At 71.8% G+C, this 25,914-nt stretch carries 26 protein-coding genes; 13 read left to right on the top strand and 13 right to left on the bottom strand.

The window, feature by feature from the left end:
• Positions 1 to 34: 34 nt before the first annotated feature.
• Entirely contained in the window at positions 35 to 2,095 is a 2,061-nt protein-coding gene (locus C7474_RS03760) for an NAD(+) synthase (RefSeq protein ID WP_121057589.1), read from the top strand.
• A 65-nt stretch (positions 2,096 to 2,160) separates the two neighbouring features.
• Here C7474_RS03760 and C7474_RS03755 read toward each other — a convergent pair whose 3' ends face one another.
• Positions 2,161 to 2,748 carry a 4'-phosphopantetheinyl transferase family protein gene (locus C7474_RS03755; RefSeq protein WP_121057588.1) on the bottom strand — a complete coding sequence of 196 codons (588 nt, stop codon included), beginning with the start codon at positions 2,746 to 2,748 and terminating at the stop codon, positions 2,161 to 2,163.
• A gap of 111 nt (positions 2,749 to 2,859) precedes the next feature.
• Between C7474_RS03755 and C7474_RS15375 the strand changes: the two genes are divergently transcribed.
• A complete protein-coding gene (locus C7474_RS15375; protein ID WP_277870583.1) occupies positions 2,860 to 2,985 on the top strand; it encodes a hypothetical protein in 126 nt (41 codons plus the stop codon).
• A gap of 169 nt (positions 2,986 to 3,154) precedes the next feature.
• Here C7474_RS15375 and C7474_RS03750 read toward each other — a convergent pair whose 3' ends face one another.
• The 3 genes from C7474_RS03750 to C7474_RS03740 form a co-directional block, all read right to left on the bottom strand.
• The gene (locus C7474_RS03750; protein ID WP_121057587.1) at positions 3,155 to 6,157 is read right to left on the bottom strand and encodes an AAA family ATPase; all 3,003 of its coding nucleotides are present in this window, start codon (positions 6,155 to 6,157) and stop codon (positions 3,155 to 3,157) included.
• Entirely contained in the window at positions 6,154 to 7,302 is a 1,149-nt protein-coding gene (locus C7474_RS03745) for an exonuclease SbcCD subunit D (protein WP_121057586.1), read from the bottom strand. Before C7474_RS03745 ends, C7474_RS03750 begins: the two co-directional genes overlap by 4 nt.
• Positions 7,303 to 7,625: 323 nt before the next feature.
• Positions 7,626 to 9,089: an MFS transporter gene (locus C7474_RS03740; RefSeq protein WP_121057585.1), complete on the bottom strand. Its 1,464-nt coding sequence runs from the start codon at positions 9,087 to 9,089 to the stop codon at positions 7,626 to 7,628.
• Positions 9,090 to 9,154: 65 nt separating this feature from the next.
• On the opposite strand from C7474_RS03740, the gene C7474_RS03735 reads away from it, so the two are divergent.
• Positions 9,155 to 9,901 carry an alpha/beta fold hydrolase gene (locus tag C7474_RS03735; RefSeq protein WP_121057584.1) on the top strand — a complete coding sequence of 249 codons (747 nt, stop codon included), beginning with the start codon at positions 9,155 to 9,157 and terminating at the stop codon, positions 9,899 to 9,901.
• 38 nt (positions 9,902 to 9,939) lie between these two features.
• Here C7474_RS03735 and C7474_RS03730 read toward each other — a convergent pair whose 3' ends face one another.
• The 3 genes from C7474_RS03730 to C7474_RS03720 all read right to left on the bottom strand — a co-directional run bounded on the left by C7474_RS03730 (position 9,940) and on the right by C7474_RS03720 (position 10,812).
• Positions 9,940 to 10,146, bottom strand: a complete 207-nt coding sequence (locus tag C7474_RS03730; protein ID WP_121057583.1) for a hypothetical protein — start codon at positions 10,144 to 10,146, stop codon at positions 9,940 to 9,942.
• On the bottom strand, positions 10,143 to 10,427 hold the full coding sequence (locus C7474_RS03725; RefSeq protein WP_121057582.1) for a hypothetical protein: 285 nt from the start codon (positions 10,425 to 10,427) through the stop codon (positions 10,143 to 10,145). Before C7474_RS03725 ends, C7474_RS03730 begins: the two co-directional genes overlap by 4 nt.
• 88 nt (positions 10,428 to 10,515) lie before the next feature.
• Positions 10,516 to 10,812 carry a GNAT family N-acetyltransferase gene (locus C7474_RS03720; protein WP_121057581.1) on the bottom strand — a complete coding sequence of 99 codons (297 nt, stop codon included), beginning with the start codon at positions 10,810 to 10,812 and terminating at the stop codon, positions 10,516 to 10,518.
• 407 nt (positions 10,813 to 11,219) lie between these two features.
• On the opposite strand from C7474_RS03720, the gene C7474_RS03715 reads away from it, so the two are divergent.
• The 4 genes from C7474_RS03715 to C7474_RS03700 all read left to right on the top strand — a co-directional run bounded on the left by C7474_RS03715 (position 11,220) and on the right by C7474_RS03700 (position 13,993).
• Positions 11,220 to 11,936, top strand: a complete 717-nt coding sequence (locus C7474_RS03715; RefSeq protein ID WP_121057580.1) for a winged helix-turn-helix domain-containing protein — start codon at positions 11,220 to 11,222, stop codon at positions 11,934 to 11,936.
• 288 nt (positions 11,937 to 12,224) lie between these two features.
• Positions 12,225 to 13,226 carry a DNA-3-methyladenine glycosylase family protein gene (locus tag C7474_RS03710; protein ID WP_241965085.1) on the top strand — a complete coding sequence of 334 codons (1,002 nt, stop codon included), beginning with the start codon at positions 12,225 to 12,227 and terminating at the stop codon, positions 13,224 to 13,226.
• Positions 13,227 to 13,295: 69 nt separating this feature from the next.
• Complete coding sequence (locus C7474_RS03705; protein ID WP_121057579.1) at positions 13,296 to 13,703, top strand: VOC family protein; 408 nt, start codon at positions 13,296 to 13,298, stop codon at positions 13,701 to 13,703.
• A gap of 44 nt (positions 13,704 to 13,747) precedes the next feature.
• The gene (locus C7474_RS03700) at positions 13,748 to 13,993 is read left to right on the top strand and encodes a hypothetical protein (RefSeq protein WP_241965084.1); all 246 of its coding nucleotides are present in this window, start codon (positions 13,748 to 13,750) and stop codon (positions 13,991 to 13,993) included.
• Between the two features lie 38 nt (positions 13,994 to 14,031).
• Here C7474_RS03700 and C7474_RS03695 read toward each other — a convergent pair whose 3' ends face one another.
• From C7474_RS03695 to C7474_RS03680, 4 genes are read right to left on the bottom strand one after another with little or no spacing between them, the layout of a single operon-like run.
• Positions 14,032 to 14,787, bottom strand: coding sequence for an iron ABC transporter ATP-binding protein (locus C7474_RS03695; RefSeq protein ID WP_121057578.1), 756 nt, complete (start codon positions 14,785 to 14,787; stop codon positions 14,032 to 14,034).
• Positions 14,784 to 15,833: an iron chelate uptake ABC transporter family permease subunit gene (locus C7474_RS03690; protein WP_241965083.1), complete on the bottom strand. Its 1,050-nt coding sequence runs from the start codon at positions 15,831 to 15,833 to the stop codon at positions 14,784 to 14,786. Before C7474_RS03690 ends, C7474_RS03695 begins: the two co-directional genes overlap by 4 nt.
• A complete protein-coding gene (locus C7474_RS03685) occupies positions 15,826 to 16,788 on the bottom strand; it encodes an ABC transporter permease (protein ID WP_121057577.1) in 963 nt (320 codons plus the stop codon). Before C7474_RS03685 ends, C7474_RS03690 begins: the two co-directional genes overlap by 8 nt.
• Before the next feature lie 3 nt (positions 16,789 to 16,791).
• Positions 16,792 to 17,775 (bottom strand): siderophore ABC transporter substrate-binding protein, encoded by a 984-nt coding sequence (locus tag C7474_RS03680; RefSeq protein WP_121057576.1) that lies wholly within the window; start codon positions 17,773 to 17,775, stop codon positions 16,792 to 16,794.
• A gap of 90 nt (positions 17,776 to 17,865) precedes the next feature.
• Between C7474_RS03680 and C7474_RS03675 the strand changes: the two genes are divergently transcribed.
• A complete protein-coding gene (locus C7474_RS03675) occupies positions 17,866 to 18,666 on the top strand; it encodes a siderophore-interacting protein (RefSeq protein WP_121057575.1) in 801 nt (266 codons plus the stop codon).
• A 28-nt stretch (positions 18,667 to 18,694) separates the two neighbouring features.
• Complete coding sequence (locus tag C7474_RS03670) at positions 18,695 to 19,381, top strand: Pr6Pr family membrane protein (protein ID WP_121057574.1); 687 nt, start codon at positions 18,695 to 18,697, stop codon at positions 19,379 to 19,381.
• Positions 19,382 to 19,427: 46 nt separating this feature from the next.
• On the opposite strand, the gene C7474_RS03665 is transcribed toward C7474_RS03670, so the two are convergent.
• Together C7474_RS03665 and C7474_RS03660 are read right to left on the bottom strand one after the other, a co-directional pair.
• The gene (locus tag C7474_RS03665) at positions 19,428 to 20,258 is read right to left on the bottom strand and encodes an aldo/keto reductase (RefSeq protein ID WP_121057573.1); all 831 of its coding nucleotides are present in this window, start codon (positions 20,256 to 20,258) and stop codon (positions 19,428 to 19,430) included.
• Between the two features lie 20 nt (positions 20,259 to 20,278).
• Positions 20,279 to 21,088 carry a Cof-type HAD-IIB family hydrolase gene (locus tag C7474_RS03660; protein WP_121057572.1) on the bottom strand — a complete coding sequence of 270 codons (810 nt, stop codon included), beginning with the start codon at positions 21,086 to 21,088 and terminating at the stop codon, positions 20,279 to 20,281.
• A 116-nt stretch (positions 21,089 to 21,204) separates the two neighbouring features.
• Here C7474_RS03660 and C7474_RS03655 point away from each other — a divergent pair, with 116 nt between their 5' ends.
• From C7474_RS03655 to pgi, 4 genes are all read left to right on the top strand, one after another.
• Positions 21,205 to 22,485 (top strand): sensor histidine kinase, encoded by a 1,281-nt coding sequence (locus tag C7474_RS03655; RefSeq protein ID WP_121057571.1) that lies wholly within the window; start codon positions 21,205 to 21,207, stop codon positions 22,483 to 22,485.
• Positions 22,473 to 23,177, top strand: a complete 705-nt coding sequence (locus C7474_RS03650; protein WP_121057570.1) for a LuxR C-terminal-related transcriptional regulator — start codon at positions 22,473 to 22,475, stop codon at positions 23,175 to 23,177. The genes C7474_RS03655 and C7474_RS03650 overlap by 13 nt, the downstream gene beginning before the upstream one ends.
• A complete protein-coding gene (locus C7474_RS03645; protein ID WP_121057569.1) occupies positions 23,174 to 24,043 on the top strand; it encodes a DUF4097 family beta strand repeat-containing protein in 870 nt (289 codons plus the stop codon). The genes C7474_RS03650 and C7474_RS03645 overlap by 4 nt, the downstream gene beginning before the upstream one ends.
• Positions 24,044 to 24,158: 115 nt before the next feature.
• Positions 24,159 to 25,841, top strand: a complete 1,683-nt coding sequence (pgi, locus tag C7474_RS03640; RefSeq protein WP_121057568.1) for a glucose-6-phosphate isomerase — start codon at positions 24,159 to 24,161, stop codon at positions 25,839 to 25,841.
• Positions 25,842 to 25,914: the final 73 nt, after the last annotated feature.

Here is a 25,914-nt window from a genome sequence, read left to right as displayed (position 1 = left end):
CCCGGGCCCCACCCGGGACTGACAGACTGGACGGGTGAGCGAAGCCCTTCCGTTCGAGAGCATCTACCGGCACGGGTTCGCGCGCATCGCGGCGTGCACCATCCCGATCGCGATCGCCGACCCGACCCGCAACGCGGATGCCGTGCTGGACGCCGCCCGCGCCTGCCACGACGACGGCGTCGCCGTCGCGGTCTTCCCCGAGCTGTGCCTCACCGGGTACGCGATCGACGACCTCGTGATGCAGGACGTCGTGCTCGACGCCGTACGCGCGGAGATCGAGCGTATCCGCCTCGCATCGGCCCGGCTGCGTCCCCTGCTCGTCGTCGGCGCCCCCCTGCTGATCGGCTCGAGGCTGTACAACACGGCCGTCGTCATCCAGCGCGGCAAGATCCTCGGGGTCGCGCCGAAGTCGTACCTCCCCACCTATCGCGAGTTCTACGAGCGCCGCTGGTACGCGCCCGGCGGCGAGGCGCCGACCTCGGTGATGCTCGGCGACGTCGACGTGCCGGTGGGAACCGACCTGCTGTTCGAGGCGAGCGACGTGCCCGGACTGGTCGTGCACGCCGAGGTCTGCGAAGACATGTGGGTGCCGGTCCCGCCCTCGTCGCTGGCCGCGCTGGCGGGCGCCACCGTGCTGCTGAACCTGTCGGGCAGCCCCATCACCGTCGCCCGCGCCGACGACCGCCACCTGCTCGCGCAGTCGCAGTCGCTACGCTGCCTCGCCGCATACGCGTACGCCGCGGCTGGGCAGGGCGAGTCCACGAACGACGTGTCGTGGGACGGGCAGACCATGATCTACGAGGGCGGCACACTGCTTGCCGAGACGGAGCGCTTCCCCGAGGGCGCCCGTCGCAGCGTCGCCGACGTCGACCTCGACCGGCTCCGTCAGGACCGGCTGCGCCAGGGCACGTTCGACGACAACCGCGCCGAACGCTGGGCCGCGGGCACCACCATCGCCTTCCGGCTCGACCCTCCCGCCGAGGATGTCGGCATCCGTCGCCCGCTCGACCGGTTCCCCTTCGTCCCCGACGATCCGGCACGACTCGACCAGGACTGCTACGAGGCGTTCAGCATCCAGGTGTCCGGTCTCGAGCAGCGGCTGCGCGCGATCGGTCAGCCGCGTCCCGTGATCGGTGTGTCCGGCGGACTCGACTCGACGCACGCCCTCCTCGTCGTCGCCCGCGCGATGGACCGCATGGGCCGTCCCCGCAGCGACATCCTCGCGTACACGATGCCCGGGTTCGCCACGAGCGACCACACCAAGTCCAACGCGCTGGCCCTCGCCGAGGCGATCGGCGCCACCGTCGAGACGATCGACATCCGCCCGATGGCAGGCGAGCTGCTGCGCGGCATCCGGCATCCCTTCGCCGACGGCGAGCCGGTCTACGACGTCACCTTTGAGAACGTGCAGGCGGGTGCGCGCACCGACTTCCTCTTCCGGCTGGCGAACCGGCACGGCGGCATCGTGATCGGCACCTCCGACCTGTCCGAGCTCGCCCTCGGCTGGGCGACGTACGGCGTCGGCGACCAGATGAGCCACTACGCCGTCAACGCGGGTGTGCCGAAGACGTTGATCCAGCACCTCATCCGGTGGGTGATCGCACACAGCGACGACGACGGAACGTCGCTGACGAATGCCGCCAAGGCCGTGCTGCAGTCGGTACTCGACACCGAGATCAGCCCCGAGCTGGTGCCGGCGGGGCAGGACGGAAAGGTGCAGTCGACGCAGGACACCATCGGGCCGTACGCCCTGCACGACTTCAGCCTGTTCCACGTGCTGCGTTTCGGCATGCGCCCCTCGCGCATCGCATTCCTGGCCGAGCGCGTGTGGCGTGACCCGGATGACGGTGCCTGGCCGCCCGGATTCCCCGCGGACGAGCGGTTCGGCTACGACCGCGACGAGATCGTGCGCTGGCTGCGGGTGTTCCTGCAGCGCTACTTCGGGTTCGCCCAGTTCAAGCGCACCGCGATCCCGAACGGACCGAAGGTGCTGCCTGCGGGGTCGCTGTCGCCGCGCGGCGACTGGCGGGCACCGTCGGACGGGAACCCGGCCGTGTGGCTCGCCGAGCTCGACGCGGCGCTCGCGGCGGACTGAGTCCGCGCGGGGTCGACCCGCGTGTCGGGTGGTGGGTCGTGTCGCGGTCGCGCCCCGAGCGCGCGTCAGGCGGTCGGGAGCGTGCCGTAGGCGATCGTGATGAGCCAGCTGTCGCGGGAGGCGTCGACGAGCGTGTACTTCATCTTCCGATCGGGCAGCCAGCCGCGGTGCCGGGTGGCATCCAGGCGCACGTGGTCGGGGGCGACGCGCACGCCGCGACCGTCGGCCTCGAGCACGGCCTGCACGCGCACCCAGTGGTCGAGTAGGTCGGGGATGTTCTCCTCGTTGGGCAAGTGCGAGTGCTTCTGCATCTGGCGCACATCGGCCGGGTCGGGGGTCATGTCGCGGATGTCCATGCCGATCGGCAGCCCGGGATCGGCGATCGCGACGACCGTCGCGGCGCGGTAACTGGCCGTGATGATCGCGATCGGCAGCTCCGCGCCGTCGCGGGAGGCGATGAGGCGCGTGTGATACCCGAATCCGCGCGGAGCCTCGCGCTCGATGCGGATGTCGGTGACATCGCAACCGAGCTTGGCGGCGATGAGTTCCTTCGCGATGATGCGGCGACGATCGTGGATCGTGGTTCCCGGGTCCCAACCCAGGCGGGCCGAGATCCCGGCGGGGGTCTCCAGGGCGACGGTGTTCAGCGTCATGGCACTCACTCCTCGATCCGACGTCGTGGCTCCATCTTGGCCCAACGCGGGCGTGCACTGCACGGAATGCGGCGTGCAAAACCGCCGCGATGCGACGGGTACGCTCGGGGGATGAGCCTCGAGCCCGAAGACAAGCGCCCCTCTCCCGGGCGCGTCGCGATCTGGGTGGTCGTCGGCGGCATCGGCGCGTACCTGCTCATCTCCGGCATCATCGGGATCATCACCGGAGGCAGCTGACCGGTCTGCGAGACCGCCGAGCCATGTCACACAATGTGCCGTGCGGATGCTGCCGAACCCGCACTTCGCGTGACACGGCGACGGCGGATGTCACACGAACGGCCGGTGCTGAAGCTGTGGACCCGCACTTCGTGTGACACGCCCTCGTCCCGGAGGTGCAACACCGGGGTCAGGCGTCGGCGGCGACGTCTTGGCGGATGCGGCTAGGGCCGTTCACACCGGCCTCGACGATCAACTGAGCGGGCACCTGGTCCTTCATGGCCTCCACGTGGCTGATGAGTCCGACGGTGCGGCCGCCGGCGCGTAGCTCGTCGAGCGTGCGCATGGCGAGGTCGAGGGTCTCGGGGTCGAGCGAACCGAAGCCCTCATCGACGAACAGGGTGTCCAGGCGCAGCCCGCCGGCGCGATGCGTGACGACCTCGGCCAGCCCGAGGGCGAGCGCGAGCGAGGCGAGGAAAGTTTCGCCGCCCGAGAGCGAATGCGGCGACCGGCGACGGCCGGTGTGGGCGTCGAGCACGTCGATCCCGAGGCCCGACGCGCGACCGCGCGACTCCTTCGCGTCGGAGTGGTGCAGCGTGTAGCGCCCCGACGACATCTCGGTGAGGCGCAGGTTGGCGGCGGTGACGATCTCTTCGAGTTCGGCGGCGAGCACGAAGGTCTCGAGGTCCATGCGCCGCGTGTTCGGAGCCCGGCCGGCGACGGTGTCGGCGAACCGGATGACGACGGCCGCCTCCTCGGTCGCCGTCGCCGCGGTGTCGAACGCCGCGCCTACGCGCGCCAACTGGTCGCGCAGGTCGCCCGCGGTCCGCTCGGCGTCGCGCTGGCCGGCGATCGCCGCCGCCCGCGCCTCGTCGGCGAGGCGGGCCGCCTCGGCCGCGTCGTCGAGCGCGCCCGGCGGCAGCTCCCGACCGCTCAGCTCGAGCTCCAACTCGAGGAGACGCTCCCGCGTCGCACGGATCTCGACGTCGTAGGCCGACACGCGCTCCTCGAGAGCGCGACGCTCCTCCGGCGCGACGAGGGCGGCGGTGGCCGCCTCGGCGTCGGAGAACGGCGACTGGTCGATCCGCCGGTCGAGGTCGGCGATCGCGGCGTCGCGAGCGCGCGTGCGCTCCGCCTTCCGTTCGGCGGCCGCGTGCGCGGCACGTGCGGTCTCAAGCAGCTCGGTCAGCATCGACATCCGATCGGCGACGGATGCCGCTTCCCCACGCGCCCGGTCGACGTCGGCCCGTGCGCCCTCGACGCGCGTACGCACCGCGCTCAGCGCGTCGACGAGCGCGGTGCGCAGCGTCGTCAGCTCGTCGTGCGTGGAGGCGAGCGCGGCGGCCCGGGCGTCGCAGGCGGCGAGAGACGCCGACAGGTCGTCGGACTCCCGCCGGGCGGCCTCGGCGGCGTCGACCTCGGCGGCGACCGCGTCGCGAGTCGCACGCAGGGCGGCCACCGTCACGTCGCCGGCGACGGCCGCTGCTGCAGCGGCGAGCTCCCGCAGCCCGCGGGCCTCGTCGGCGGCGGCCTTCTCGGCACCGGCCGCGGTCTCGCGCTCGCTCTCGGCCTCGGCGAGGTGCGCGTCGGTGATCGGGTCGCCGGCGGGAGCGGCGGGGTGCGGATGCGCTGCGGCCCCGCAGACCGGGCACGGCTCGCCGTCGACGAGTGAGGCGGCGATCTCTCCCGCCATCCCCGACAGCCGACGCTGCAGCAGACGCGTGACGGCCTGCGATGCGTCGCTGGCGCGCGCGCTGGCGGCGAGGTAGGCGGCTTCGGCGCTCGCCAGCAACGGCGCGAGCCGGTCGCGCTCGGCGGCGGCGACGACGATCGTCTCGGCGGCCGAGAGGCGTTCCCGCGCGCCGTCGGCGAGGGCGGCGGCCGCGCGAGCGGCGGCGAGGCGCGTTTCGAGCGCCGCCCGCTCGGCGGGGATCGCGGCACGGGCGTCGTCGTTCGCCCGCGTCTCGACGTCGAGGTGTGCGAGGGCATCCGTGTGCCGGGCGAGCTCTGCGAGATCGTCGACCAGTGCCTTCTCCTGCGCGAGCGCCGCGCCGGCCACCGCGACTTCGCCGGTCAGCCGGTCGATCGCCCCTGCCACCTGCTCGGCCTCGTCGGGCGCGACGGACCGCCACACGCGCGCGGCTTCGTCGGCGTCCGCGACGGCGGCGGCGTAGGTGCGCCGTTCGCGCGTCGCGGCGTCCAGCGGCGCCCGGAGCGCTTCCGCGGCGAGTGCCGCCTCCACTCGTCGCCGGTCGTCGGCGATCGCACTCTGCCCGCTTTCGAGCTGCGTGAACCGCTCCCGCAGCCGCTCCAATTCGGTCGCGGATTTCGCCCTCGCCACGTACTCGGTGTGGGTGGATGCCGCCGCCACAGCGTCGGCTTCGGCACGCGCTCGCGCGTCGACGGCGGTGTCGACGCGGTAATCGGCGCGCTGCTGCGCGGCCTCGGCGAGCACGCGTCGACGGGCGAGGTCGAGTGCGGGGGGTCGATCGGCGTCGTCGATGCCGGACCCGTCGAGGTGATTGTCGGAGATGAGGCGCTCGACCTGTTCGAGCAGAACTCCGACGCGCTCCCCCGCGGCGTCGAGTTCCCGCTGGGCCGTCTTGCGTCGCTCCTCGAGTTCGGCCTCGTACGTCGCGAAGCGCTTCGTGTCGAACAGCGTGCGCAGCAGCGCCTGCCGTTCGTCGCCCGTGGCGAGCAGGAAGCGCGAGAACTTGTTCTGCGCGAGCAGGATCACCTGCTGGAACTGCACCGCCGAGAGCCCGAGCACCTCGGAGAGCTCGATGCCGACCTCCCGCGGTTTCGCCGCGATCCCGATCCAGCTCCCGCCGACCAGTTCTTCGAGTTCGGCGCTCGTCGGCTCAGTGACCAGCCCCGACCCGCGCTTGGCGGGGCGATCGTACTCGGGCGCCCGGGTGACGCGGAGGCGTCGGCCACCGACCGTGAACTCCAGCCGCACCCAGGTCGGATCGGCGTCGTCGCAGTGGTCGCTGCGCAGCCGCCGCTCTCCGCCGTCGTAGCGCGGCACGCTGCCGTAGAGGGCGAAGCTCACGCCGTCGAGGATGCTGGACTTGCCGGCGCCGGTGCGCCCGGAGATGAGGAAGAGTCCGTCGGCGTCGAACGCGTCGAAGTCGACGGTCTGGGTGTCCCGGAACGGGCCGAATCCGGTGAGGTCGAGGCGGTGGAGTTTCACGCGAGCGCCTCGACGCGGATGCGGTCGCCCTGGACCTCGGCCAGCACCTCCGCCTCGGCCGCGCTGAGTCCCTCCCCGGCGCGCACGTGCACGAGGAAGGCGTCGACGAGTTCGGCGTCGGTACGGGCGGCGCGCACGCGGTCGGCGTAGGTGCGACTCTCGGCGACGGGCACGACGGTCGGCGAGTGCACGACCTTCGCGCAGAAGGGGAACCGCTCCTGCAGGCGCCGCAGGGGGTCGCGCTGCGGCAGGTCGTCGGTGTACTCGACGCTCACCCAGGCGTCTTCGGCACCCGCGTGCGCGTCGCCGTGCAGCAGGTCGTCGAGCGCGCCGCGCAACGTCACCAGGCGCCGCGGCACCGGCAGCGCGAGCCACTCCGACGACGTGCCGCCGTCGGCATCCATGTCGACGATCCACGCCCCGCGCGGCTTGTCGCCCTCGCCGAAGCTGTAGTGCAGCGGCGCACCCGAGTAGCGGATGTGCGGCGCGAGCTGCTGGCGCCCGTGGATGTGGCCGAGCGCGGCGTAATCGACGCCTTCGAATGCGGCGAGCGGAACGATGTCGAGGCCGCCCTGCTGGATGTCGCGCTCGAGGTGCGGGGTGGGCTCGACGCCCGCGGCGAAGCAGTGGGCGACGGCGATGGAGCGTCCGCCGCGGACGGCGAGGTCGGCGCGGACGAGTTCCATCGCGTGGCCGAGCGCATCCTGCTGCGTGCGCACCCCGGGCCAGTCGTGCCGCAGCAGCGCCGGCTCGAGGAACGGGATGCCGTACACGTGCACGGGCCCGTCGGCGTCGTCGATCGTGACCGGGTCGGCGACGGAGGCCGGGTCGGTGAGCACGTGGATGCCGTCGCGGAGGAGTCCGGCCTGGAAGCCGAGGCGGGCCGCGGAGTCGTGGTTCCCGCTCGTGACGACCACGCGCGCGCCCGTGTCGGCGAGCGCGCGGAGCGTGTCGGACAGCAGCGTGTAACAGGCGGCGGCCGGCGTGGCGGAGTCGAACACGTCGCCGGCGACGATGACGAGGTCGACGGCTCGGGCGCGGACCTCGTCTACGAGCCGGTCCAGCACGATGCGGAGCGCGTCGAGCGTCGAGTGCCCGTGGAAGGTGCGCCCGATGTGCCAGTCGCTCGTGTGCAGGATCCGCATGCCCACCACGGTACGAGCGGCCTCCGACATCGACGGGGCGGCCCGCCGGGAGAACCCGCGACCGGGCGCCCGACGGACGCCCCACCGACGCCGAACCGCGACCCGACACCCGGCCGACGTCGCGCCCCCGGCATCCGCCCGACGGAGCGCATGTCCCACGAAGTGCGGGTCCACAGCATCCGCAGCGGCCGTTCGTGTGACATGCGCCATCGGCGTGTCACGCGAACTGCGGGTTCGGCGGCTTCCGCGCGGCGCGTCGTGTGACATGGCTCGGCGACCTCGCCGCCGCCCACGCTGTGTGCCACGGATGCCGCGCCCCGTGCTCAGTCGCGCGAACGCCGCCGGGAGGCGAGGTCGACGACGCCGAGCAGGAACGCGACGGCGACGAACAGGGCGACGGCGACCATCCCGTAGGCGTAGGCATCGTGGTAGACGTCGATGCCGTGCGCGCCCGCGGCCTCGTCTCGGTAGATCGCCGCGTAGAAGAGGGAAAGCCCCACGGCGGTGCCGACCGCCGTGCCGATGCGCTGTCCCAGCTGGCCGACGGATCCCGCCAGTCCGCCCTCGCGCGTCGGGATCTCCGCGAGAGTGAGCGCCTGGTTCGGGGCCACGACGAGGCCCGCGCCGGCGCCCGCGACGACATAGACGCCGGCCATGGCGTAGGCGACGATCCCGACCGGGGCGAGGTAGGCGACGACGGCCAGCGTGACCGTCGAGACGAGCACGACGCCGAGCCCCCAGACCACGAGCGGCCTCCCGAACCGGCCGATGAGGTTGCCGCCGATCCAGCTCGAGATCGCGCTGGCGACGGCGAAGCCGATCGACACCATCCCGGCGAACACGGGCGGCAGCCCGACCCCCAGCTGCAGGAAGAGGGTCGTCAGCAGGAACAGCGCAGGAATGGCCGTGAAGTACGTCGTCACGATGAGCGTGCCGTTGCGGAACGACGGGATGCGGAACAGCGAGAACGGGATCAGCGGGGCGCGTCCGGATGCCGCATACCGGCGCTCCCAGGCGACGAAACCGGCCGCGAACACGGCGAACAGCACGAGGGTCCACCAGCGGCGCGGGTCGTCGTCGGGGGAGCCCGTCGTGAACAGGAACGGCCACATCAGCGTCACGATCATGAGCGCGAACAGCAGGAGGCCGACCGGGTCGAGCTGCACCCGACCCGGCACCGGGCGGCGCGTGCGCGGCAGCAGCCACACAACGCCCGCGATCACGAGCAGGCACAGCGGGACGTTGATCCAGAAGATCCAGCGCCAACCGTCCTGGTCGCCGCCGACGGCGATCAGCAGGCCGCCGAGGGTCGGGCCGATGGCGGTGGCGACGCTGATCGTCGCGCCGAACAGGCCGAACGCGCGGCCGCGCTCCTTGCCGGTGAAGATCTGCTGGATCGTGCCGAGCACCTGCGGCATCTGGATGCCGGCGGCGAGCCCCTGCAGGAGCCGTCCCGCGATGAGCACCTCGGCGGTCGGCGCGAGGGCGCACACGACGCTCGCGGCGGCGAACAGCGTGAGCCCCACCAGGAACAGCCGCTTGCGGGAGCGCTGGTCACCGAGGCGCCCGAACGGCACGAGGGCGAGTCCGAACATGAGCACGTAGCCGGAGACGACGATCTGCAGTTCGGTGGACGCCGCTCCCAGCGCCTTCTCGATCGACGGCAGGGCGACGTTCACCTTGCTGAGGTCGAGGATCGTCAGCGCCGCCACCGACACGCACACCCAGAACGCCCGCCAGCGCTGACCGTGATCGAGGGGGATGCTGGCTGTGTTCGGAGCGCTCATCGTCTTCAGGCTATGCCCGCGACGCGGGATACGGGCCGCGGGTCCCGCGGATCTACGCTGAGGGGATGCCCGACGCGCCGACCTCGACGTTCACCCACGACGGCGCGACGATCATCGTCGAGGAGCACGGCGACCCTGCTTCGTCGACGGTCTTCCTGCTCGTGCACGGGATCGGGATGGGACGCAAGGTGTTCGCCGACCTGACGACGCTGCTGGCGCCGCACGGCAGGGTCATCGCCGTGGATCTGCCGGGATACGGCGAGGCGCCCGAACCGCCGCGCACTCCGACGATGGAGCGGCTGGCCGACCTCCTGGCGGCGTACCTGCGCAGCACCGGGCGCGCGCCGGTCGTCGCGGTGGGGCATTCGATGGGCTCGCAGGTCGTCACCGAACTCGCGGCGAGGCATCTGCGATCGGTCGCCCGGGTGGTGCTGGTCGCCCCGACCGTCGACCGACGTCGGCGATGCGCCGTCCCGCAGCTCGCCCGGCTCGGCGCCGATCTGCTGGGCGAGAGCCCGCGGGTGCTGTGGCTGGGGGCGCGCGAATACCTGCGGGCGGGCCCGAACCTGCGGCGAAAGCTCCACGCCATGCTGGCCCACAGGCCCGAGCGCGCCTACCCGCGCGTGCAGGCGCCGACGCTGGTGCTGCGCGGGGGCGGAGACCTCGTGTGCCCGCAGCGCTGGTGCGACGAGGTCGTCGCGCTGCTGCCGGATGCCGAGATCGCCGTCATCGCGGGCCACGGGCACGAGACCCTCATCCGCAATGCCGAGCCGGCGGCACGGCGCATGCTCGCCTTCTTGGCAGCGCGCTGACACGGCGGGCGTCCGCATCCGCCCCTCGAGGTGAGCGGTCAGCCGGCGATCTCGGCGACGAGACGGTCGATCTCCGCCGCGTCGATATCGAGGCCGACGTCGTCGAGACGCCGACGCAGCGCCGTCGCGACGACGCTCGTGTCCTCTCCCCCGACATCCGCGCGGGTCTGCGCGAGGATGCCGTCCAGCCGTTCGGCATCGGTGGCGACGTTCTGCTCCTGGGCGGGCTCGTCTTGCGTGCTCATTCCGGGTCTCTGTCGGTCGAGGTCTCGGAGTGGACCGCGATGTCGGGGTCCATCCCCTGCTGTATCTCGGCGCTCTCGACGAACGGGTCCGAGACCGGGTCGCCGTCGGGCGCGGGCGCCGGGGCAGCGTCGGTCTCGCGGGCGGCGGCATCCTCCACCTCCTGGCCGGCGAGGGTGGGCAGGTCGTCGCCGGCGGCCGGCGGTTCTCCGGCTGCGGCCCCGGTCCACCCGCCGGACGGTGCGGCGTCGACAACGCCGTCGGGAAGCTCTTCGCGTGACATGGCTCCTCCTTCGATGGGGTGCCAGTCTCACCCGCGCCGCGGTGCCGGATGCAGGGGGTTGACGGGTCGCGGATGCCGGAGTAGCCGCTCAGCCCGCGCGGCGGGCCAGCAGATCGCCGTGCTCGGGGTGCGCGTCGAACCAGTCGGCGACGTACCAGCACACCGGGCTGACGGCGCGGTCGCCGCGTTCGGCGATCTCGGCGACGGCTCGGGCGACGACCTCACCGGCGTACCCGTGGCCGCGGAACGTCGGGATCGTGTAGGCACGGGTCATCGCGACGGTGCGTCCGTCGTCGCGGTAATCGAGCACGCTGACGAGGTCTGATCCTTTATGGAGGGTGTACCGGGACGCGTCGGGTTCGTTCGCGAACGTGAAACCGCTCATGCCCACACGTTACGCCCGCCCACCGACATCGGCGCCGTAACAGGGCGTCACACCGGGGCCGCGGCATCCGTCCCGTTTGACACGAACGGACACGGTTCGTCATAATCGCACCCATGACTGACAACGCACGCACTCTGTCCGCCCGGGAGGCGAACGGAACTGCCGGCATCATCATGCCGCGCGTTGCCATGTGTTGCCGAATGTGCCACTGACGGTGAATCCCGCCGGGTGCGCCCGCTTCTGAGACACCACTCGAAGCCGGACGCCGCACCCCTCGAGCACCGCACCGCCCACAACGTGGATGCCGGACAGCTCGCACACCCACGGCCCGATTCGGGCCCGAACGCAACGCACCGAACCCGCTCTCGGCGAACCGCCCGGGTTCCCTCCTCCAAGGACTTCTCGCAATGTCGAACACCGCTCTCCTCGCCCAGCCCACCGCCCCCCGCCACCTGCACGCCGTCGAGGACATCGACGCCACCGCACCCGCCGCGCCGACCGGGTCGCGTCAGCTGCCCGCCGGCACCGCGCCCCGCGGCTTCGCCCTGTACGTCGGCCTCGACGAAGTGAAGGCCGCCGTCGACGGCGTCTCGCTGTCGACGATCGTCGAGGCACTGCGCCGCACGATCGCCGACCTCGCGCCGCACGCCGAGACCTACGCCACCGTCGCCCTGGCGCCCACCGCCGCCGGCGGCCGCGACGTCGACGTCGTGCGCCTCGCGCTGCACGAGCCCGGGGCGGTCGCCCGCACCAAGGCCGAGCAGCCCGAGGAGGATCGGGCTCCCGGCGGCGTCGAGATCGACATCTCGCGCCGACGCGTGCACATCGACGGCGAGACCGCCGCGCTGACGTTCAAGGAGTTCGAGCTGCTGCAGTACCTCGTGCTGCGCGAGGGCCGCACGATCGAGCGCACCGAGCTGGTCTCGTCGCTGTGGAGCCACGCCGACGAGGACGAGGTCCCCGGCGAGCGCACGATCGACGTGCACGTGCGGCGCCTGCGCTCCAAGCTCGGACGCTACGAGGACATCGTCCGCACCGTGCGCGGCATCGGCTACCGCTTCGACCGCCACGCCGACGTCGTCATCCGCTACGGCCACGGCACCCCCTCCCCCGACCGCTTCTGACCACATCCGCTCGCCTTCCGCCGTCAGGAACGGCGGCTCCGGCTCCGCGTAGGCCGCCACAAGTGACTGGTGAGCGCGGGGCGGCGGCTCACCAGGCGGGAACGGCGAGCCCCGCGCCGCCCGGCCCACCGCAAGCGACTGGTGAGCGCAGGGGGCCGCGGCTCACCAGGCAGGAACGGCCATTTCCGCCGCACCCAGGTCGCCGCAAGCGACTGGTGAGCGAAATGCGAGCCCGCAGCCGACGGGTGGGCGCAGCGGATGTCGGTGGGGCTGACGTAGGGTGACGGCATGACGGGAGCGCGGGGACGGATGCCGGTGGCACCGGCCGCCCGCAGGCTCCCCGGTGCAAGCCCGGCATCGCGCGACCCGCGGCCGATCGTCGCGCCTCCCCTCGAGACGGTGTACCGGCCGCGCAGCCCGATCGACGCGGCCCGGGCGATCGGCTACCAACGCCGCGGCGCGCACGATCCGAGCATGATCGTCGCGGCCGGTGTCATCTGGCGTGTCAGCCGCACCCCCGACGGCATCGCGACCCTCGCTCTGCGCCCCGAGCACCACGGCGTCCGTGCCGCAGCCTGGGGCCCCGGCGCCGACTGGGCCCTCGCGCAGCTGCCGCGCCTGTGCGGCGCGCACGACGACCCCGACGGGTTCGACGCGGCGCGACATCCCCTCATCGCCGCCACCCATCACCGCCACCCCGACCTGCGCCTCGGCGCCACCGACCTCGTCTTCGACGCCCTCGTGAGCGCGATCTTCGAACAGAAGGTCACCGGATTGCAGGCGTTCGGCGCCTGGCGGTCGATCCTCACGTGGTGCGGCGAGCGCGCCCCCGGACCGACGCCGCGGCCCATGTTCGCGCCGCCCGCGGACTGGCGCGCGATCCCCAGCTGGACGTGGCATCGCGCCGGTCTCGAGCCGCCGCAGTCCCGCACGATCGTCGCCGCAGCGGGCCGTCGCGGGTCGATCGAGCGCGCGATGGACGGCGCGACCGACGGTGTCGCGCGGGATCGTGTGCTCACGAGCCTCCCGGGCGTCGGCGTGTGGACCGGCGCCGAGACCCGCATCCGCGCGTACGGCGACCCCGATGCCGTGAGCGTGGGCGACTACCACGTCGCCCACGAGGTGGGCTTCGCGCTGACCGGTCGTCGCGTCGACGACGACGGGATGCTGGAGCTGCTCGCGCCGTGGGCGGGCCACCGCCAGCGGGTGATCCGCCTCATCGGGCTGAGCGGCGCGCGCGAGCCGCGCCGCGGTGCGCGCTTGGCGCCGGAGGACCACCGGGGCCGGTGAGCACGCCGCCCTCTTGCGGGTGTCGGAGCCCCCGGTCACACTGACCACAGGCGACGACAGGAGCGTGTGATGAACCTCAACCCGTACCTCAACTTCCGCGGCGACGCACGGGAGGCGATGGAGTTCTACCAGTCGGTGCTCGGCGGTGAGCTGCAGCTGGACGACTTCACCGGATTCCCCGACATGGGCATCCCCGAGGGCGAGGCGCACCTGATCATGCACGGGCAGCTGACGACCGATGACGGTCTCGTGCTCATGGGCTCTGATGTGCCGTCGTCGATGCCCTACGAGGCGCCGGCCGGCTTCGCCGTGTCGATCAGCGGCGAGGACGAGGGCCGCCTGCAGGCGGTATGGGATTCGCTGGCCGACGGCGGCGAGATCACCCTCCCCTACGAGACCCCGCCGTGGGGCGGGCGCTTCGGCATGGTCACCGACCGGTTCGGCGTCGACTGGATGGTCGCCCTCAACGCGGCGTGAGTGGCGCGGCCCGCAGCCGACGGGCCGTCCGTAGGCTGGGGGACATGACCGACCCGATGGATCTGCCCGACGAACCGCACCGGGGATGGCCGCGCGGCCGCATCGGCTGGCTCGTCGGGACGATCGTGCTCTTCTCGGTCGGCATCGTCGTCGGGCTCGTGCTGCAGAGCGTGTGGCTGGGTCTCGCGCTGGCGGTGCTGGTGTCGATCGGCTGGCTCATCGCGTACGAATCGTGGCGCGGCAGGACGCCGGGACTCGACGATCCGTGGGACGACGGCGCCCAGCTCTGACCGACGCGCGTCGCACCCCCGCGACGGACCGCGCCGCGTCAGTAATAGACGGCGAGCCGCCCGCGCGGCCCGTCGACGACCTCGACCGGGGTGTCGAAGATGTCGGTCAGCACGTCGCCGCGGATGATCTCGTCGGGCGTGCCGAAGGCGACGACCTGACCGTCCTTCATGGCGCAGACCCGATCGGCGTAGTGGCCGGCGAAGTTGATGTCGTGCAGCACGACGACGATCGTGCGGCCGAGCTCGGTCGCGGCACGGTGCAGGTGGCGCATCATCTGCACCGCATGCTGGATGTCGAGGTTGTTGAGCGGTTCGTCCAGCAGCACGTAGTCGGTGTCCTGCGCGAGCACCATCGCGACATACGCCCGCTGCCGTTGACCTCCCGACAGCTCGTCGAGGTAGCGGCCCTCGAGTCCGTCCAGGCCGAGGAAGTCGATGGAGCGGTCGACGATCGCCTCGTCCTGCACCGTGAGCCGGCCCCGGGAGTGCGGATAGCGGCCGAACCCCACCAGCTGGCGCACCGTCAACCGTGTCACGAAGTGGTTCTCCTGGCGCAGGATGGCGACGACCTTCGCGAGCTCCCGCGACTTCGTCGCGGCGACGTCGTGGCCGGCCACCGAGATCGACCCGGCATCCGCCTCGAGAAGGCGCCCGATCATCGTGAGCAGGGTCGACTTGCCGGCGCCATTCGGACCGATGAGGGCCGTGATGCCACCCGCGGGCAGGTCGAGGTCGATCGGGCCGATCCGCACCTCGGTCGTGTAGCGCTTCTCGACGCCGGTGAGCGAGATCACAGTCGCCCCTTTCGCAGCAGGTGGAGGAGGAAGACGGTGCCGCCGACGATCTCGATGATGATGCCGACCGAGCCCGCGGCGTAGAACACGTGCTTCATCACGAAGTACGCCCCGGCGAGCACGACGAACCCGATCAGCAACGACATCGCGAACATGCGCCGGTGGTCGTACGACTCGACGAACTGGTAGGTGAGCATCGCGACGAGGAAGCCGAAGAACGTCATCGGGCCGATGAGCGAGGTCGATACGGCCATCAGGATCGACACCATCAGCAGCGCCAGGATCGTGTCGCGCCGCTGCGGCGACCCGAGCCCCAACGCGACGGGCCTGCCGAGCGCGAGCACGTTGAGCCTGCCGCCGCCCCACCACAGCGCGGCGACGGCGACGGCGGCCAGCGGCACGGCGATCGGCAGGTAGGTCGCATCGGCGTTGGCGACGCTGCCGATGAGGCGGGCCGTCAACAGGTCGAACTCGGTCGGGGTGAGCAGCCGCTGCAGGAACGTCGAGAACGCCGCGAGCGCGCCGCCCAGGATGATGCCGATCAGCAGCATGATCTGCACGTTGCCGTAGCGACCCGACAGCAGCCAGCCGTACAGGATGCCCGAGAAGACGAGCATGACGGCGACCTGCAGCAGGTAGGCGGCGACCCCCTGCACCATGAGGGCGCCGGCGGTGCCGAAGAAGAATATCGCCGACGTCGAGATCGCGGTGTACAGCGACTCGAAGCCCATGAGGGAGGGCGTGACGATGCGGTTCCCGGTCACCGTCTGGAACGTGATCGTCGCGACGGCCTGGCAGAAGGCGACGACGAGGATCACCACGACGCTCGTCACCCGCAGCTGCGCGATGCGCCAGAACCCGTCGCTGCCGACGGGCGCCGGGTTGTCCCAGCCCAGGATGCCGGCGGCGACGGCGACGGCGAGCACCGCGAGCGCGATCATCGTGAGCAGGTAGCGCCGCGCGAGGGCGGACGTCGCGAACGGCCCCGAGCGGCGGACGGATGCCGGGCGGCCGGGGGCGGTGGAGACGGAGACGGAATCAGGCACGGCGGCGCTGCCTCAGCAGGAGGGTGATGAACACGACCGAGCCGACCATCGCGAGGATGAGCGAGACGGGCACTTCGAAGGGCATGTTGACGACGCGGGCGAGGATGTCGCACGCGGTGATGAGGGCGATGCCGCCCAGGGCCACCCACGGCAGGTTCGAACGCAGGTCGTCACCGCGGATCATCGAGACGATGTTCGGGACGATGAGGCCGAGGAAGGGCAGGTTCCCGACGACGACGGTCACCACCCCCGATGCGAGGGCGATCAGCGCCGTGCCGATGAGCACGACCCGCTGGTAGTCCACGCCCACGTTGGTGGCGACCTCCTCGCCGAGTCCCGCGATCGTGAACCGGTCGGCGACGACGAACACCGCGACGACCACCACGAGGACGACCCACAGGGGTTCGTACTGCCCGCGCAGCACCGAGGTGAACGATCCGGTGAACCAGATCGCCATGCTCTGCAGCAGGTTGGTGGACAGGGCGATGAAGGTCGAGATCGCCCCGATGACGGCGCCCAGCATCATCCCGACGATCGGGACGATGATCGACGAGGTCAGCATGACCCGGCGCAGGAAGAGGAAGAACAGCATCGTCCCCACGAAGGCCATCACGACCGCCCCCAGCATCCGCACCATGATCGGAGCGTCGGGGAAGAGCACCATCACCAGCAGCAGCCCGAGGCCCGCCCACTCGGTGGTGCCGGTCGTGGTGGGCTCGACGAAGCGGTTCTGGGTGAGCAGCTGCATGACCAGCCCGCACATCGCCATCGCCGCCCCGGCGAGGATGAGTCCGACCGTGCGCGGGATGCGGGTGATCGCGAACATCTCGCCGCCGTCGGCCTCCCCCCACACGTCGTAGACGCCGACCGAGAGGGAGAGGGCGATGAGGGCCGCGACGACGGCGATCCCGACCAGCAGCGGCCATGTGAACAGCCGCTGCCGGCCGAGGACCATCGCTCAGCTCTCGAGCGCGTCGGCGAGGGTGTTGAAGAAGGTCGTGTAGGTCACGATGCCCTCGTCCAGGTAGGTGCCCGCCGGCATGTAGACGATGTTGCCCGCCGTCACGGCGTTGACGTTCTGCAGCGCCTCGGACCCGCCGATGAGGTCGGTCGCGGGGGTGTACGCCTCATCGGTGTTGGCGCTCACGCCGGCGTCACGGTCCATGACGAGGATCCAGTCGGGGTTCGACGCGGCGATGGCCTCGACCGAGATGTCGTCGCCCTGGTGGTCGGTGGAGCCGTCGGATCTCAGCGCCGGGGTGAGGCCCAGGATGTCGAACACGGGGCCGAGGGTGCGACCGGTCGTCGGCGCGGCGTAGTTGATCTCGCCGCCCGAGGTGATCACGGCCATGACCGTCTGCTGGTCGTCGTAGGCGGCGGTGACGCGGTCGACGGCCTCCTCGAAGTCGGCGACGAGCTTCGCCGCCTCGTCCTGCTTGCCGAAGATCTCGCCGAGCACGGTGACCTGGCGCTTGAGCTCCTCGTCGAACGGCTCGCCCTCGCGCGGGTCGAGCTCGACGATCGTGGCGTCGGGGACGAGCGTCTGGAAATCGCCGTAATACGAGGCGAAGCGCTGTCCGTTGATGATGAGGTCGGGGTCGGCGGCGACGACGGCCTCGAGGTTCGGCTCGCCGTGGTTGCCGAGGTTGATGGTCTCGGAGCCCTCCTCCTTGTAGGAGAGGCCGGCCGGGAAGATGTCCAGCGGGGCGGCGACGACGTCGATGCCCCAGCTGTCGAGCACCGTGATCGTGCGGTTGTCGGTGGCGACGACGGCCTTCGGGGGCAGCGCGACGGTCTGCTCGCCGTGGTTGTCGGTGACCGTGACCGACGTGGGTTCGTCGGCGGCGCTCTCGGTCGCGGCCGGAGCGGCCGTCGACGCGCAGCCGGTGAGGGCGAGCGCCGCGGCGATGGGAAGGGCCAAAAGGGGTCGTGTCGTCTTCATGCGCAGAGATGTCTCTTCCGGTGATGTGTGCAGTGGGAGTTGGCGACCGGAGGGGCCCGCTCCGGTCGAGGGTAGGTTAGCCTACCCTTCATGAATCAGGTCAAGTCGGCGCCTTCACACACCCCCTCCTTCCGGCTGGAGCGCCGCGGTCTCGACCTGCGGTTCCGCACGGTGCACCTCGCGGCACGGCAATGGCTCACGCCGGACTACGTGCGGGTGCGACTTGTGGGCGCCGACCTCGTCGGCTTCGACTCCCCCGGCTGCGACGACCACATCCGGATCTTCTTCCCCGACACCGTGCCGGGAACGGTCGAGGAGCTGCGGGCGGCACCGAGCCGCGAGTACACGCCGCTCGCGTGGGACCCCGCCGAGGGCTGGCTCGATCTCGAGTTCGCCGTGCACGGCGCGGACGGTGTCGCGGCCCCCTGGGCGGCGACCGCCGACCTCGGCAGCCTCGCCGGCATCGGCGGACCGCGCGGCTCGATGGTCGTCTCGGGCCGGCCGGGAGCCTGGTTCCTCGCCGGCGACGAGACCGCGGTCCCCGCGATGCGCCGGTTCACCCACCTCATGGACGCCGACGCGGTCGGCCGCATCCTCATCGAGGTCGACGACGCCGCGCACGAGCTCCCGATCGAGACCCCGCCCGGCGTCACCGTGACACACCTGCACCGCGGTGCGGCGGCATCCGGATCGACGCTGGCCGCGGCTCTCGACGGCCTCGGCGCCGCGGACTTTCCCGGCGGAGACGTGTTCGGCTTCGTCGCCGCCGAGCAGGGGATCGTCAAGCCGGGCCGCGCGCTCCTGCTCGAGCGTTGGGGACTGCCTGCCGAGCAGGTCGTCGTGAAGGGCTACTGGAAGCGCGGCGAAGCCGAGTACCACGCTCCGCACTGATCGGGTCGCCCGGCCCTAGCATGTGCGCATGGTGCTGAGCTTCCGCGGACTCGCCTTCTTCTACCGGGCCCTCGCGTCGTTCGCGATCCTCGTCGGCATCGCGCGGGTCTCCGGCCTGCTCACGGCGGAGCCGACCTGGGCGGCGTTCCTGTATTACACGGTGCTCAGCAACGTGCTGTGCCTGGGATGGATGGTGGCCTCGGCGCTCGTGACCATCCGCGACGCCCAGGCCGACGGCTGGACCGGGTATTCGACGCCGTCGGCGCGCGGGTCGGCGGCCGTGATGATGGCGATCACGGTCACGATGCTCATCTACCTGATCGTGCTGGTGCCATCGACCTTCGAGCAGCCCGGCACGTACGAGCCGTTCACGTTGACCGACAACCTCGTGCACATCATCACGCCGGTGCTGGTGATCGTGGACTGGCTGCTGTTCGTGCCGAAGGGGAAGGTGCGCGGCTACGACCCGTTCCTGTGGGCCCTTCCCGCCTACGCGTACCTCGCGTTCGCGTTCGTCTACAGTGCGCTGGGCGGACGGTTCGGCGGCGGCACCGTCTACCCCTACCCGTTCATGAACGTCGACGTGCACGGCGTGGGCGGCGTCGCGCTGTGGATCGTCGGCCTCACCGTCGCCCTCGTCGGCGTCGGCTACCTGTACTACCTGCTCGACGTGTGGCTCGGCCGCCGCGCGGCGCGCGCCGCCGCCGTCCTCTGACACCGCGGGCCGCGGACGCGGCCCCGATGCGGCGACGTCGGGCGGGTCACATCTCCTCGTGGGTGTCGGGATCGCCGTCCCACAGGCGCCCGCGCTCGAGACCCGAGATCGCGGCGAGCTCGGCATCCGTCAACGTGAAGCCGAAGACATCGGCGTTCTCGACCTGACGCTGCGGCGTCGCAGACTTCGGGATCGGCGTCGACCCGAGCTGGGTGTGCCAGCGCAGCACCGCCTGCGTCGGGGTGACCCCGTGCGCGGCGGCGACGTCGGCGACGGTCTGCTCCGACAGCAGCTCGCTGCGCCGCGCGAGCGGGCTCCAACTCTCGGTGCGGATGCCGTGCTCCGCGTGGAAGGCACGCAGCGCCGACTGCGGGAAGTAGGGGTGCATCTCGACCTGGTTGACCGCCGGCGCGACGCCGGTCTCGTCGATCAGGCGGGTCAGCATCGCCTCGGTGAAGTTGGAGACGCCGACCGACCCCACCTTCCCGTCCTCGCGGAGCGCGAGCATCCCGCGGTAGGTGTCGAGCCACTTGCCGACGGACGGGTTGGGCCAGTGGATGAGGTACAGGTCGATGCGCTCGAGCCCGAGTCGCTCGAGCGAGCCGTCCGCGCTGCGGCGGGTCTCGTCGAACCCGTGATCGCGGCCGGGCACCTTCGTGGTCACGATCAGCTCGTCGCGGATGCCGGAGCGGCGCACCGCCTCGCCGACCTCGGTCTCGTTCTCGTAGTTCACGGCCGAGTCGAGCAGCCGGTAGCCGTTGCCGACGGCCGCGACGATCGCGTCGACGCCCTCGTCGCCGCGGAGGTTGTACGTGCCGAGTCCGAGCTCGGGGAAGGTCGTGCCGTCGTTGAGTGTGAGCGTGGGGATCGTGACCATTACTCCACGCTACGCCCGTGTCAGGCCAGGAGCTGCTCGATCACGGTGACGACCCCGGCGTCGGCGTTGGACGGGGCGCGATGGCGGGCCACCGCGACGACGTCGGGATGCGCGTCGGCCATCGCGTACGACCAATCGGCGGCCTGCAGCATGCCGATGTCGTTGAGGTAGTCCCCGAACGCCGCGGTCTGGGCGGAGGTGACGCCGAGATCGCGCTGCAGCGCGCGCAGGGCGACGCCCTTGTCGACGCCGCGGTTCATGACGTCGACCCAGTGCTCGCCCGACACGACCACCTGGTGCGTCGCGGTGAGGTCGGCCAGCAGCGGCGCAGTGTGCGCCTCGCCGCCGTCGAAATCGTAGAGCGCGACCTTCAGGATCTGGTCGCCCGTGGCCGTCAGGTCGTCGACCACCTCGAGGCGGCGGTAGTACTTGTCCACCTCTTCGCGGAACTCGCCGCCGCGGTCTTCGATGTACGCGGAGCGCTTGCCGCACACGACCACGGCGGTGTGCAGGTCGCCGGCCGCGACGGCGTCGCGGATCCGCTGGACGATGGCGGTCACCACCGTCGGGTCCATCGCGTCGGAGCTCACCTCGACCTCGCCGCGCACGACGTACGCGCCGTTCTCGGCGATGTAGTCGAGGTCGCCGTCGACGCCTCCGAACATCGCCTGCAGGGTGGCGAGCTGACGGCCACTCGCGGGGGCGAACGCGATGCCGCGCTCCCGCATCCGCTCCAGCAGCGGCCACAGCCGGTCGGGGACGTCGCCCTCGGGACCCAGGAGCGTCCCGTCCATGTCGACGGCGATGAGGCGGATGTCGGGTGTCGTCACCGTTCCATCCTCCCAAAGCCGCGCGCGTCGGCATCCGCCCGGGGTAGGGAAAACCCGACCCGAGGTGTCCGGCTTCCTCTGGCGCGGCGTCGCGGGCGCGGTCCTAGCGTGGAGTCATGACCACCACCGCCGCCCCCGCGACCACCCGTCGCCCGGGCACGCTCCTGCATCTGGGTGCGATCGCACAGTTGGCCGCCCTCGGCGTCGTCGGCTCGATCGCGTTCACGATCCTGTTCACCCTGCTCAGCGTCGGCGTCGGCCTCGTGCTCGTCTTCGGGATCGGGCTGCTGTTCCTCGTCGCCTTCGTCTACGCCCTTTACGCGTCGGCGTGGGTCGAGTACGAGCGGGTCGAAGGGCTGTACCGCTACGGCCTGCCGGCGCTGCGCCCCCGCCGCCGCGAGCGCGCCGGATTCGGCGGCTGGCTGCGCTCGCTCTGGCACCAGTTCACCGACGGCCCCATGTGGCGCGGTGTCGCGAGTGTCGCGATCGCGACCGTGCTCGGCCTCATCGTGCTGCCCACGATCGCCGGCCTCTTCCGCAGCATCGGCCTGCTGTTCGCGCCGCTGCGCGGCGGCGACGTGCGCCTGCCCTTCACCGACATCGTGATCGACGCGGGCTGGGCGGTGCTCGCCGGGGCGCTCGGCATCATCGTCGCCCTCGCGATCCTGCTCGGCATCGCCCTCCTGCACCGCGTGCTCACCCGCGCGATCCTCGTCCCCTCGCGGGAGGCGATCCTGGCCGAGGAGGCCCGCACCGCCGCCGAGCAGGCCCGCACCGCCGGCGCCCAGCGCGAAGGCGCCGTGCGCGCCAGCGAGGTGGAGCGCACCCGCATCGAGCGCGACCTCCACGACGGGGTCCAGCCGCGGCTGGTCTCGGTCGGCATGACGTTGGGCCTCGCGCAGCAGAAGATCGACTCCGACCCGGCCGCCGCCAAGGCGCTCATCGACGAGGCTCACACCTCGACGAAGGCCGCCATCACCGAGCTGCGTCAGCTCGCGCGCGGCATCCACACCTCCGTGCTCGATGACCGCGGGCTGGATGCGGCCCTCTCGGCGCTCGCGGCCCGCTCGCCGATCCCCGTCGCCCTCGACGTGCGCATCGACGGCCGCTGCTCGGCGACCGCGGAGGCGGCGGTGTATTTCACCATCGCGGAGTCGCTCACCAACGCGGCCAAGCACTCCCGCGGATCGGAGGCGCGTGTGGTCGTGCGCCGCCGCGACGACGGAACACTGTGGGCGCGTGTCGAGGACAACGGCATCGGCGGGGCGCACGTGCAGCCCGGCGGCGGGCTCGACGGCATCATGAACCGCATCGTCGCCGCAGGCGGCACGCCGCGTCTCGACAGTCCCGCCGGCGGCCCGACCGCCCTGGAGGTGAGCGTCCCGTGCGCATCCTGATCTGCGAAGACTCCGCGCTGCTGCGCGCCGGGCTGGTGCGTCTGCTCGAAGATGCCGGACACGAGATCGTCGCGGCGCTCCCGGATGCGGGAGAGCTCACGACCCGCGTCGCCGAAACCGCCCCCGACCTGTGCATCCTCGACGTGCGGCTGCCCCCGACCTACACCGACGAGGGCATCCGCGGCGCGCTCGCCCTGCGGGCCGCCGACCCCGCGCTGCCGGTGCTCGTGCTCAGCCAGTACGTCGAGGAGCGCTACGCCAGCGACCTCATCACCGGATCCGGCGCCGGGCAGCGCGGGGCGTTGGGCTACCTGCTCAAGGATCGCGTCGCCGACGTGTCCGACTTCCTCGACGCCGTCGAGCGGATCGGGGCGGGGGCGACCGTGCTCGACCCCGAGGTCGTCGCCCAGCTGCTCACCCGCCGGGGCCGCGACGAGCGGATGGCGCGCCTCACCGAGCGGGAGCGCACCGTGCTCGCCCTGATCGCCGAGGGCAAGAGCAACCAGGCGATCGCCTCGACGCTGTTCGTCAGCGAGGCGGCCGTCGAGAAGCACATCACGTCGCTGTTCCAGAAGCTCGACCTGGAGCAGGACGAGCACGGCAACCGGCGGGTGCTCGCCGCCCTCGTGCACCTCGAGCACGGCACGACCGCGCCCACGCACCCCACCCTCCCGAACGGAGCAGACCGATGACCATCACGATGACCCCGCCGCCCCTGCCGCCACAGCCGCAGCCGCCGCAGGGACCCGCGCCCGCGGGGCCGCGCCGCCCGTCGTCCACCGTCGTCGCCGTCATCGCGATCGCACTCGGTGCGGTGCTCATCCTCGGCACGGTCGCCACGTCGGCCTTCGCCGCCGTCCGCGGCGGCGGCGCCGTGCGCACCCAGACGTTCCACGTCGACGCCGACGGCATCAGCGGCTACGACGTCGATGTGAGCGCGGCCGACCTCACGATCATCTACGGCGACGTCGAGGACGCCCAGCTCAACGTCGAAGGCTCCCCCGACGACTGGCGCTTCGAGCGCGACGAGGACGAGCTGTCGATCCGCACCGACCGCGGCTGGTTCGGCAGCGGGTGGGACTTCTTCGGGCCCGAGGCCGGCGACCGCGCGGTGCTCACGCTGCCCGCGGCCCTCGAGCGGTACGGCCTGAACACCTCGCTGTCGCTCTCGGCGGGCTCGATCACGGCCGACGGCAGCTTCGGCGAGCTCGAGGTCGACCTCAGCGCCGGCGCCATCGACCTCAGCGGCACCGCCTTCGAGCTCGACGTCGACGTCAGCGCCGGGCGCACGAGCCTCGACCTCGCCGGCGTCCGCGAGGCCGACGTGCAGGTGAGCGCGGGAGCGGTCGACGGGCGGTTGCGCCGCGCCCCCGACGCCCTCACGGTCGACGTCTCGGCCGGGCGCGTGAACCTCGCGCTGCCGGATGAGACCTACGCGGTGACCTCCGACGTGTCCGCAGGCGGCTTCGACAACCGCCTCGACACCGCGGCGACCGCACCGCGCACGATCGCCGTGTCGGTCTCGGCGGGGGAGGTCGTGCTGCGCCCGGTGCGCTGACGCACGCAGCGCCGAGCGCCGGTCGGGTGGCTTCCCCGACCGGCCCTTCCGGCATCCGTCGCAATGTCCGGCCCGCCCACCACACGGCCGCCACGGTGGGCGCTAGCGTGGGTGCGTGACCACTCCCATCGATGCCACCGCCACGCCCGCCTGGGCCGAGCTCACCGCCCACAAGAACGTCTTCGCCCCAGATCTGCGGGCCTGGTTCGACGCCGACCCGGGTCGCGTGGAGCGACTGACCTTCGACCTCGCCGACCTGCGCGTCGACCTGTCGAAGAACCTCGTGGACGCCGGCATCCTCACCTCCCTCGTCGCCCTGGCCGAGCAGACCGGTGTCGCCGAGCGCTACGCCGCCATGCTCGCCGGCACGCACATCAACACGACCGAGGACCGCGCGGTGCTGCACACGGCGCTGCGTCGCCCCGCGGGAGCCGAGCCCAAGCTGGTCGTCGACGGCCAGGACGTCGACCACGACGTGCAGGGCGTACTCGACGCGATGAGCGCGTTCGCCGAGCGCGTGCGCTCGGGCGAGTGGACCGGCATCACGGGCAAGAAGGTGCAGACGGTCGTCAACATCGGCATCGGCGGCTCCGACCTCGGCCCCGCCATGATCTCGGCGGCGCTCGAGCCGTATGCGACGGCGGGCATCCAGGCGCGCTTCGTGTCGAACATCGACCCGTTCGACCTCGCCCACAAGACGGCCGACCTCGACCCCGAGACGACGCTGTTCATCGTCGCGTCGAAGACCTTCACCACGCTCGAGACCCTCACCAACGCGCGGCTCGCGCGGGACTGGCTGTGGGCAGGGCTGCAGAACGCGGACGCGATCGACGGCTCCGAGGCGCAGCGCACGGATGCCGTCGCGCACCACTTCGTGGCCGTGTCGACCGCGCTCGACAAGGTCGCCGCCTTCGGCATCGACACCGCCAACGCGTTCGGATTCTGGGACTGGGTGGGCGGGCGCTACTCCGTCGACTCGGCCATCGGGCTCTCGCTCATGCTCGAGCTCGGACCGGACTCGTTCCGCGAGCTGCTGGCCGGCTTCCACGCCGTCGACGAGCACGTGGCGACCACTCCGCTCGCGTCGAACGTGCCGGTGCTGATGGGCCTGCTCAACGTCTGGTACACGAACTTCCTCGGTGCGCAGTCGCACGCCGTGCTGCCCTACGCGCAGCAGCTGTCGCGCTTCGCCGCCTACCTGCAGCAGCTCACGATGGAATCCAACGGCAAGTCGGTGCGCTGGGACGGCAGCCCCGTGACGACCGACACCGGCGAGGTGTTCTGGGGCGAGCCCGGCACCAACGGCCAGCACGCGTTCTACCAGCTCATCCACCAGGGCACGCGCCTCATCCCCGCCGACTTCATCGCCTTCGCCAACCCCGCCTACCCGCTCAAGGACGGCGAGCGCGACGTGCACGGCCTGTTCCTCGCGAACTTCCTGGCACAGACCAAGGCGCTCGCGTTCGGCAAGACCGCCGCCGAGGTCGAGGCGGAGGGCACCACCGGCGCCCTCGTGGCCGCGCGCACGTTCGCCGGCAACCGCCCGACGACGTCGATCTTCGCCCCGGCGCTCACCCCGACCGTGCTCGGCGAGCTCATCGCCCTGTACGAGCACATCACCTTCACACAGGGCGTGATCTGGGGCATCAACTCGTTCGACCAGTGGGGTGTGGAACTCGGCAAGCAGCTGGCGCTGCAGATCGCGCCCGCGATCGAGGGCGACGACGACGCGTACGCGTCGCAGGACGCCTCGACCCGAGCGCTGCTCGACTACTACCGCACCCACCGCCAGGGCTGACGCGCGGGCGCCTGCGACGAGCTCGCCGGTCCTGCGCCGAGTTCGCCGGCGCTGCGCCGAGCTCGCCGGCGAA

This window comes from Microbacterium telephonicum (assembly GCF_003651225.1).
In the GTDB taxonomy this organism is placed as follows: domain Bacteria; phylum Actinomycetota; class Actinomycetes; order Actinomycetales; family Microbacteriaceae; genus Microbacterium; species Microbacterium telephonicum.
This window is presented reverse-complemented; position numbering and strand designations above follow the sequence as displayed.

Bases quoted from the DNA above. Each gene is read 5' to 3' on its own strand.
- C7474_RS03755 (WP_121057588.1), bottom strand. From the start codon at position 2,748: ATGACGCTGAACACCGTCGCCCTGGAGACCCCCGCCGGGATCTCGGCC.
- C7474_RS15375 (WP_277870583.1), top strand. From the start codon at position 2,860: ATGAGCCTCGAGCCCGAAGACAAGCGCCCCTCTCCCGGGCGCGTCGCG.
- C7474_RS03745 (WP_121057586.1), bottom strand. From the start codon at position 7,302: ATGCGGATCCTGCACACGAGCGACTGGCACATCGGGCGCACCTTCCAC.
- C7474_RS03740 (WP_121057585.1), bottom strand. From the start codon at position 9,089: ATGAGCGCTCCGAACACAGCCAGCATCCCCCTCGATCACGGTCAGCGC.
- C7474_RS03735 (WP_121057584.1), top strand. From the start codon at position 9,155: ATGCCCGACGCGCCGACCTCGACGTTCACCCACGACGGCGCGACGATC.
- C7474_RS03730 (WP_121057583.1), bottom strand. From the start codon at position 10,146: ATGAGCACGCAAGACGAGCCCGCCCAGGAGCAGAACGTCGCCACCGAT.
- C7474_RS03725 (WP_121057582.1), bottom strand. From the start codon at position 10,427: ATGTCACGCGAAGAGCTTCCCGACGGCGTTGTCGACGCCGCACCGTCC.
- C7474_RS03720 (WP_121057581.1), bottom strand. From the start codon at position 10,812: ATGAGCGGTTTCACGTTCGCGAACGAACCCGACGCGTCCCGGTACACC.
- C7474_RS03715 (WP_121057580.1), top strand. From the start codon at position 11,220: ATGTCGAACACCGCTCTCCTCGCCCAGCCCACCGCCCCCCGCCACCTG.
- C7474_RS03710 (WP_241965085.1), top strand. From the start codon at position 12,225: ATGACGGGAGCGCGGGGACGGATGCCGGTGGCACCGGCCGCCCGCAGG.
- C7474_RS03705 (WP_121057579.1), top strand. From the start codon at position 13,296: ATGAACCTCAACCCGTACCTCAACTTCCGCGGCGACGCACGGGAGGCG.
- C7474_RS03700 (WP_241965084.1), top strand. From the start codon at position 13,748: ATGACCGACCCGATGGATCTGCCCGACGAACCGCACCGGGGATGGCCG.
- C7474_RS03685 (WP_121057577.1), bottom strand. From the start codon at position 16,788: ATGGTCCTCGGCCGGCAGCGGCTGTTCACATGGCCGCTGCTGGTCGGG.
- C7474_RS03680 (WP_121057576.1), bottom strand. From the start codon at position 17,775: ATGAAGACGACACGACCCCTTTTGGCCCTTCCCATCGCCGCGGCGCTC.
- C7474_RS03675 (WP_121057575.1), top strand. From the start codon at position 17,866: ATGAATCAGGTCAAGTCGGCGCCTTCACACACCCCCTCCTTCCGGCTG.
- C7474_RS03670 (WP_121057574.1), top strand. From the start codon at position 18,695: ATGGTGCTGAGCTTCCGCGGACTCGCCTTCTTCTACCGGGCCCTCGCG.
- C7474_RS03665 (WP_121057573.1), bottom strand. From the start codon at position 20,258: ATGGTCACGATCCCCACGCTCACACTCAACGACGGCACGACCTTCCCC.
- C7474_RS03655 (WP_121057571.1), top strand. From the start codon at position 21,205: ATGACCACCACCGCCGCCCCCGCGACCACCCGTCGCCCGGGCACGCTC.
- C7474_RS03645 (WP_121057569.1), top strand. From the start codon at position 23,174: ATGACCATCACGATGACCCCGCCGCCCCTGCCGCCACAGCCGCAGCCG.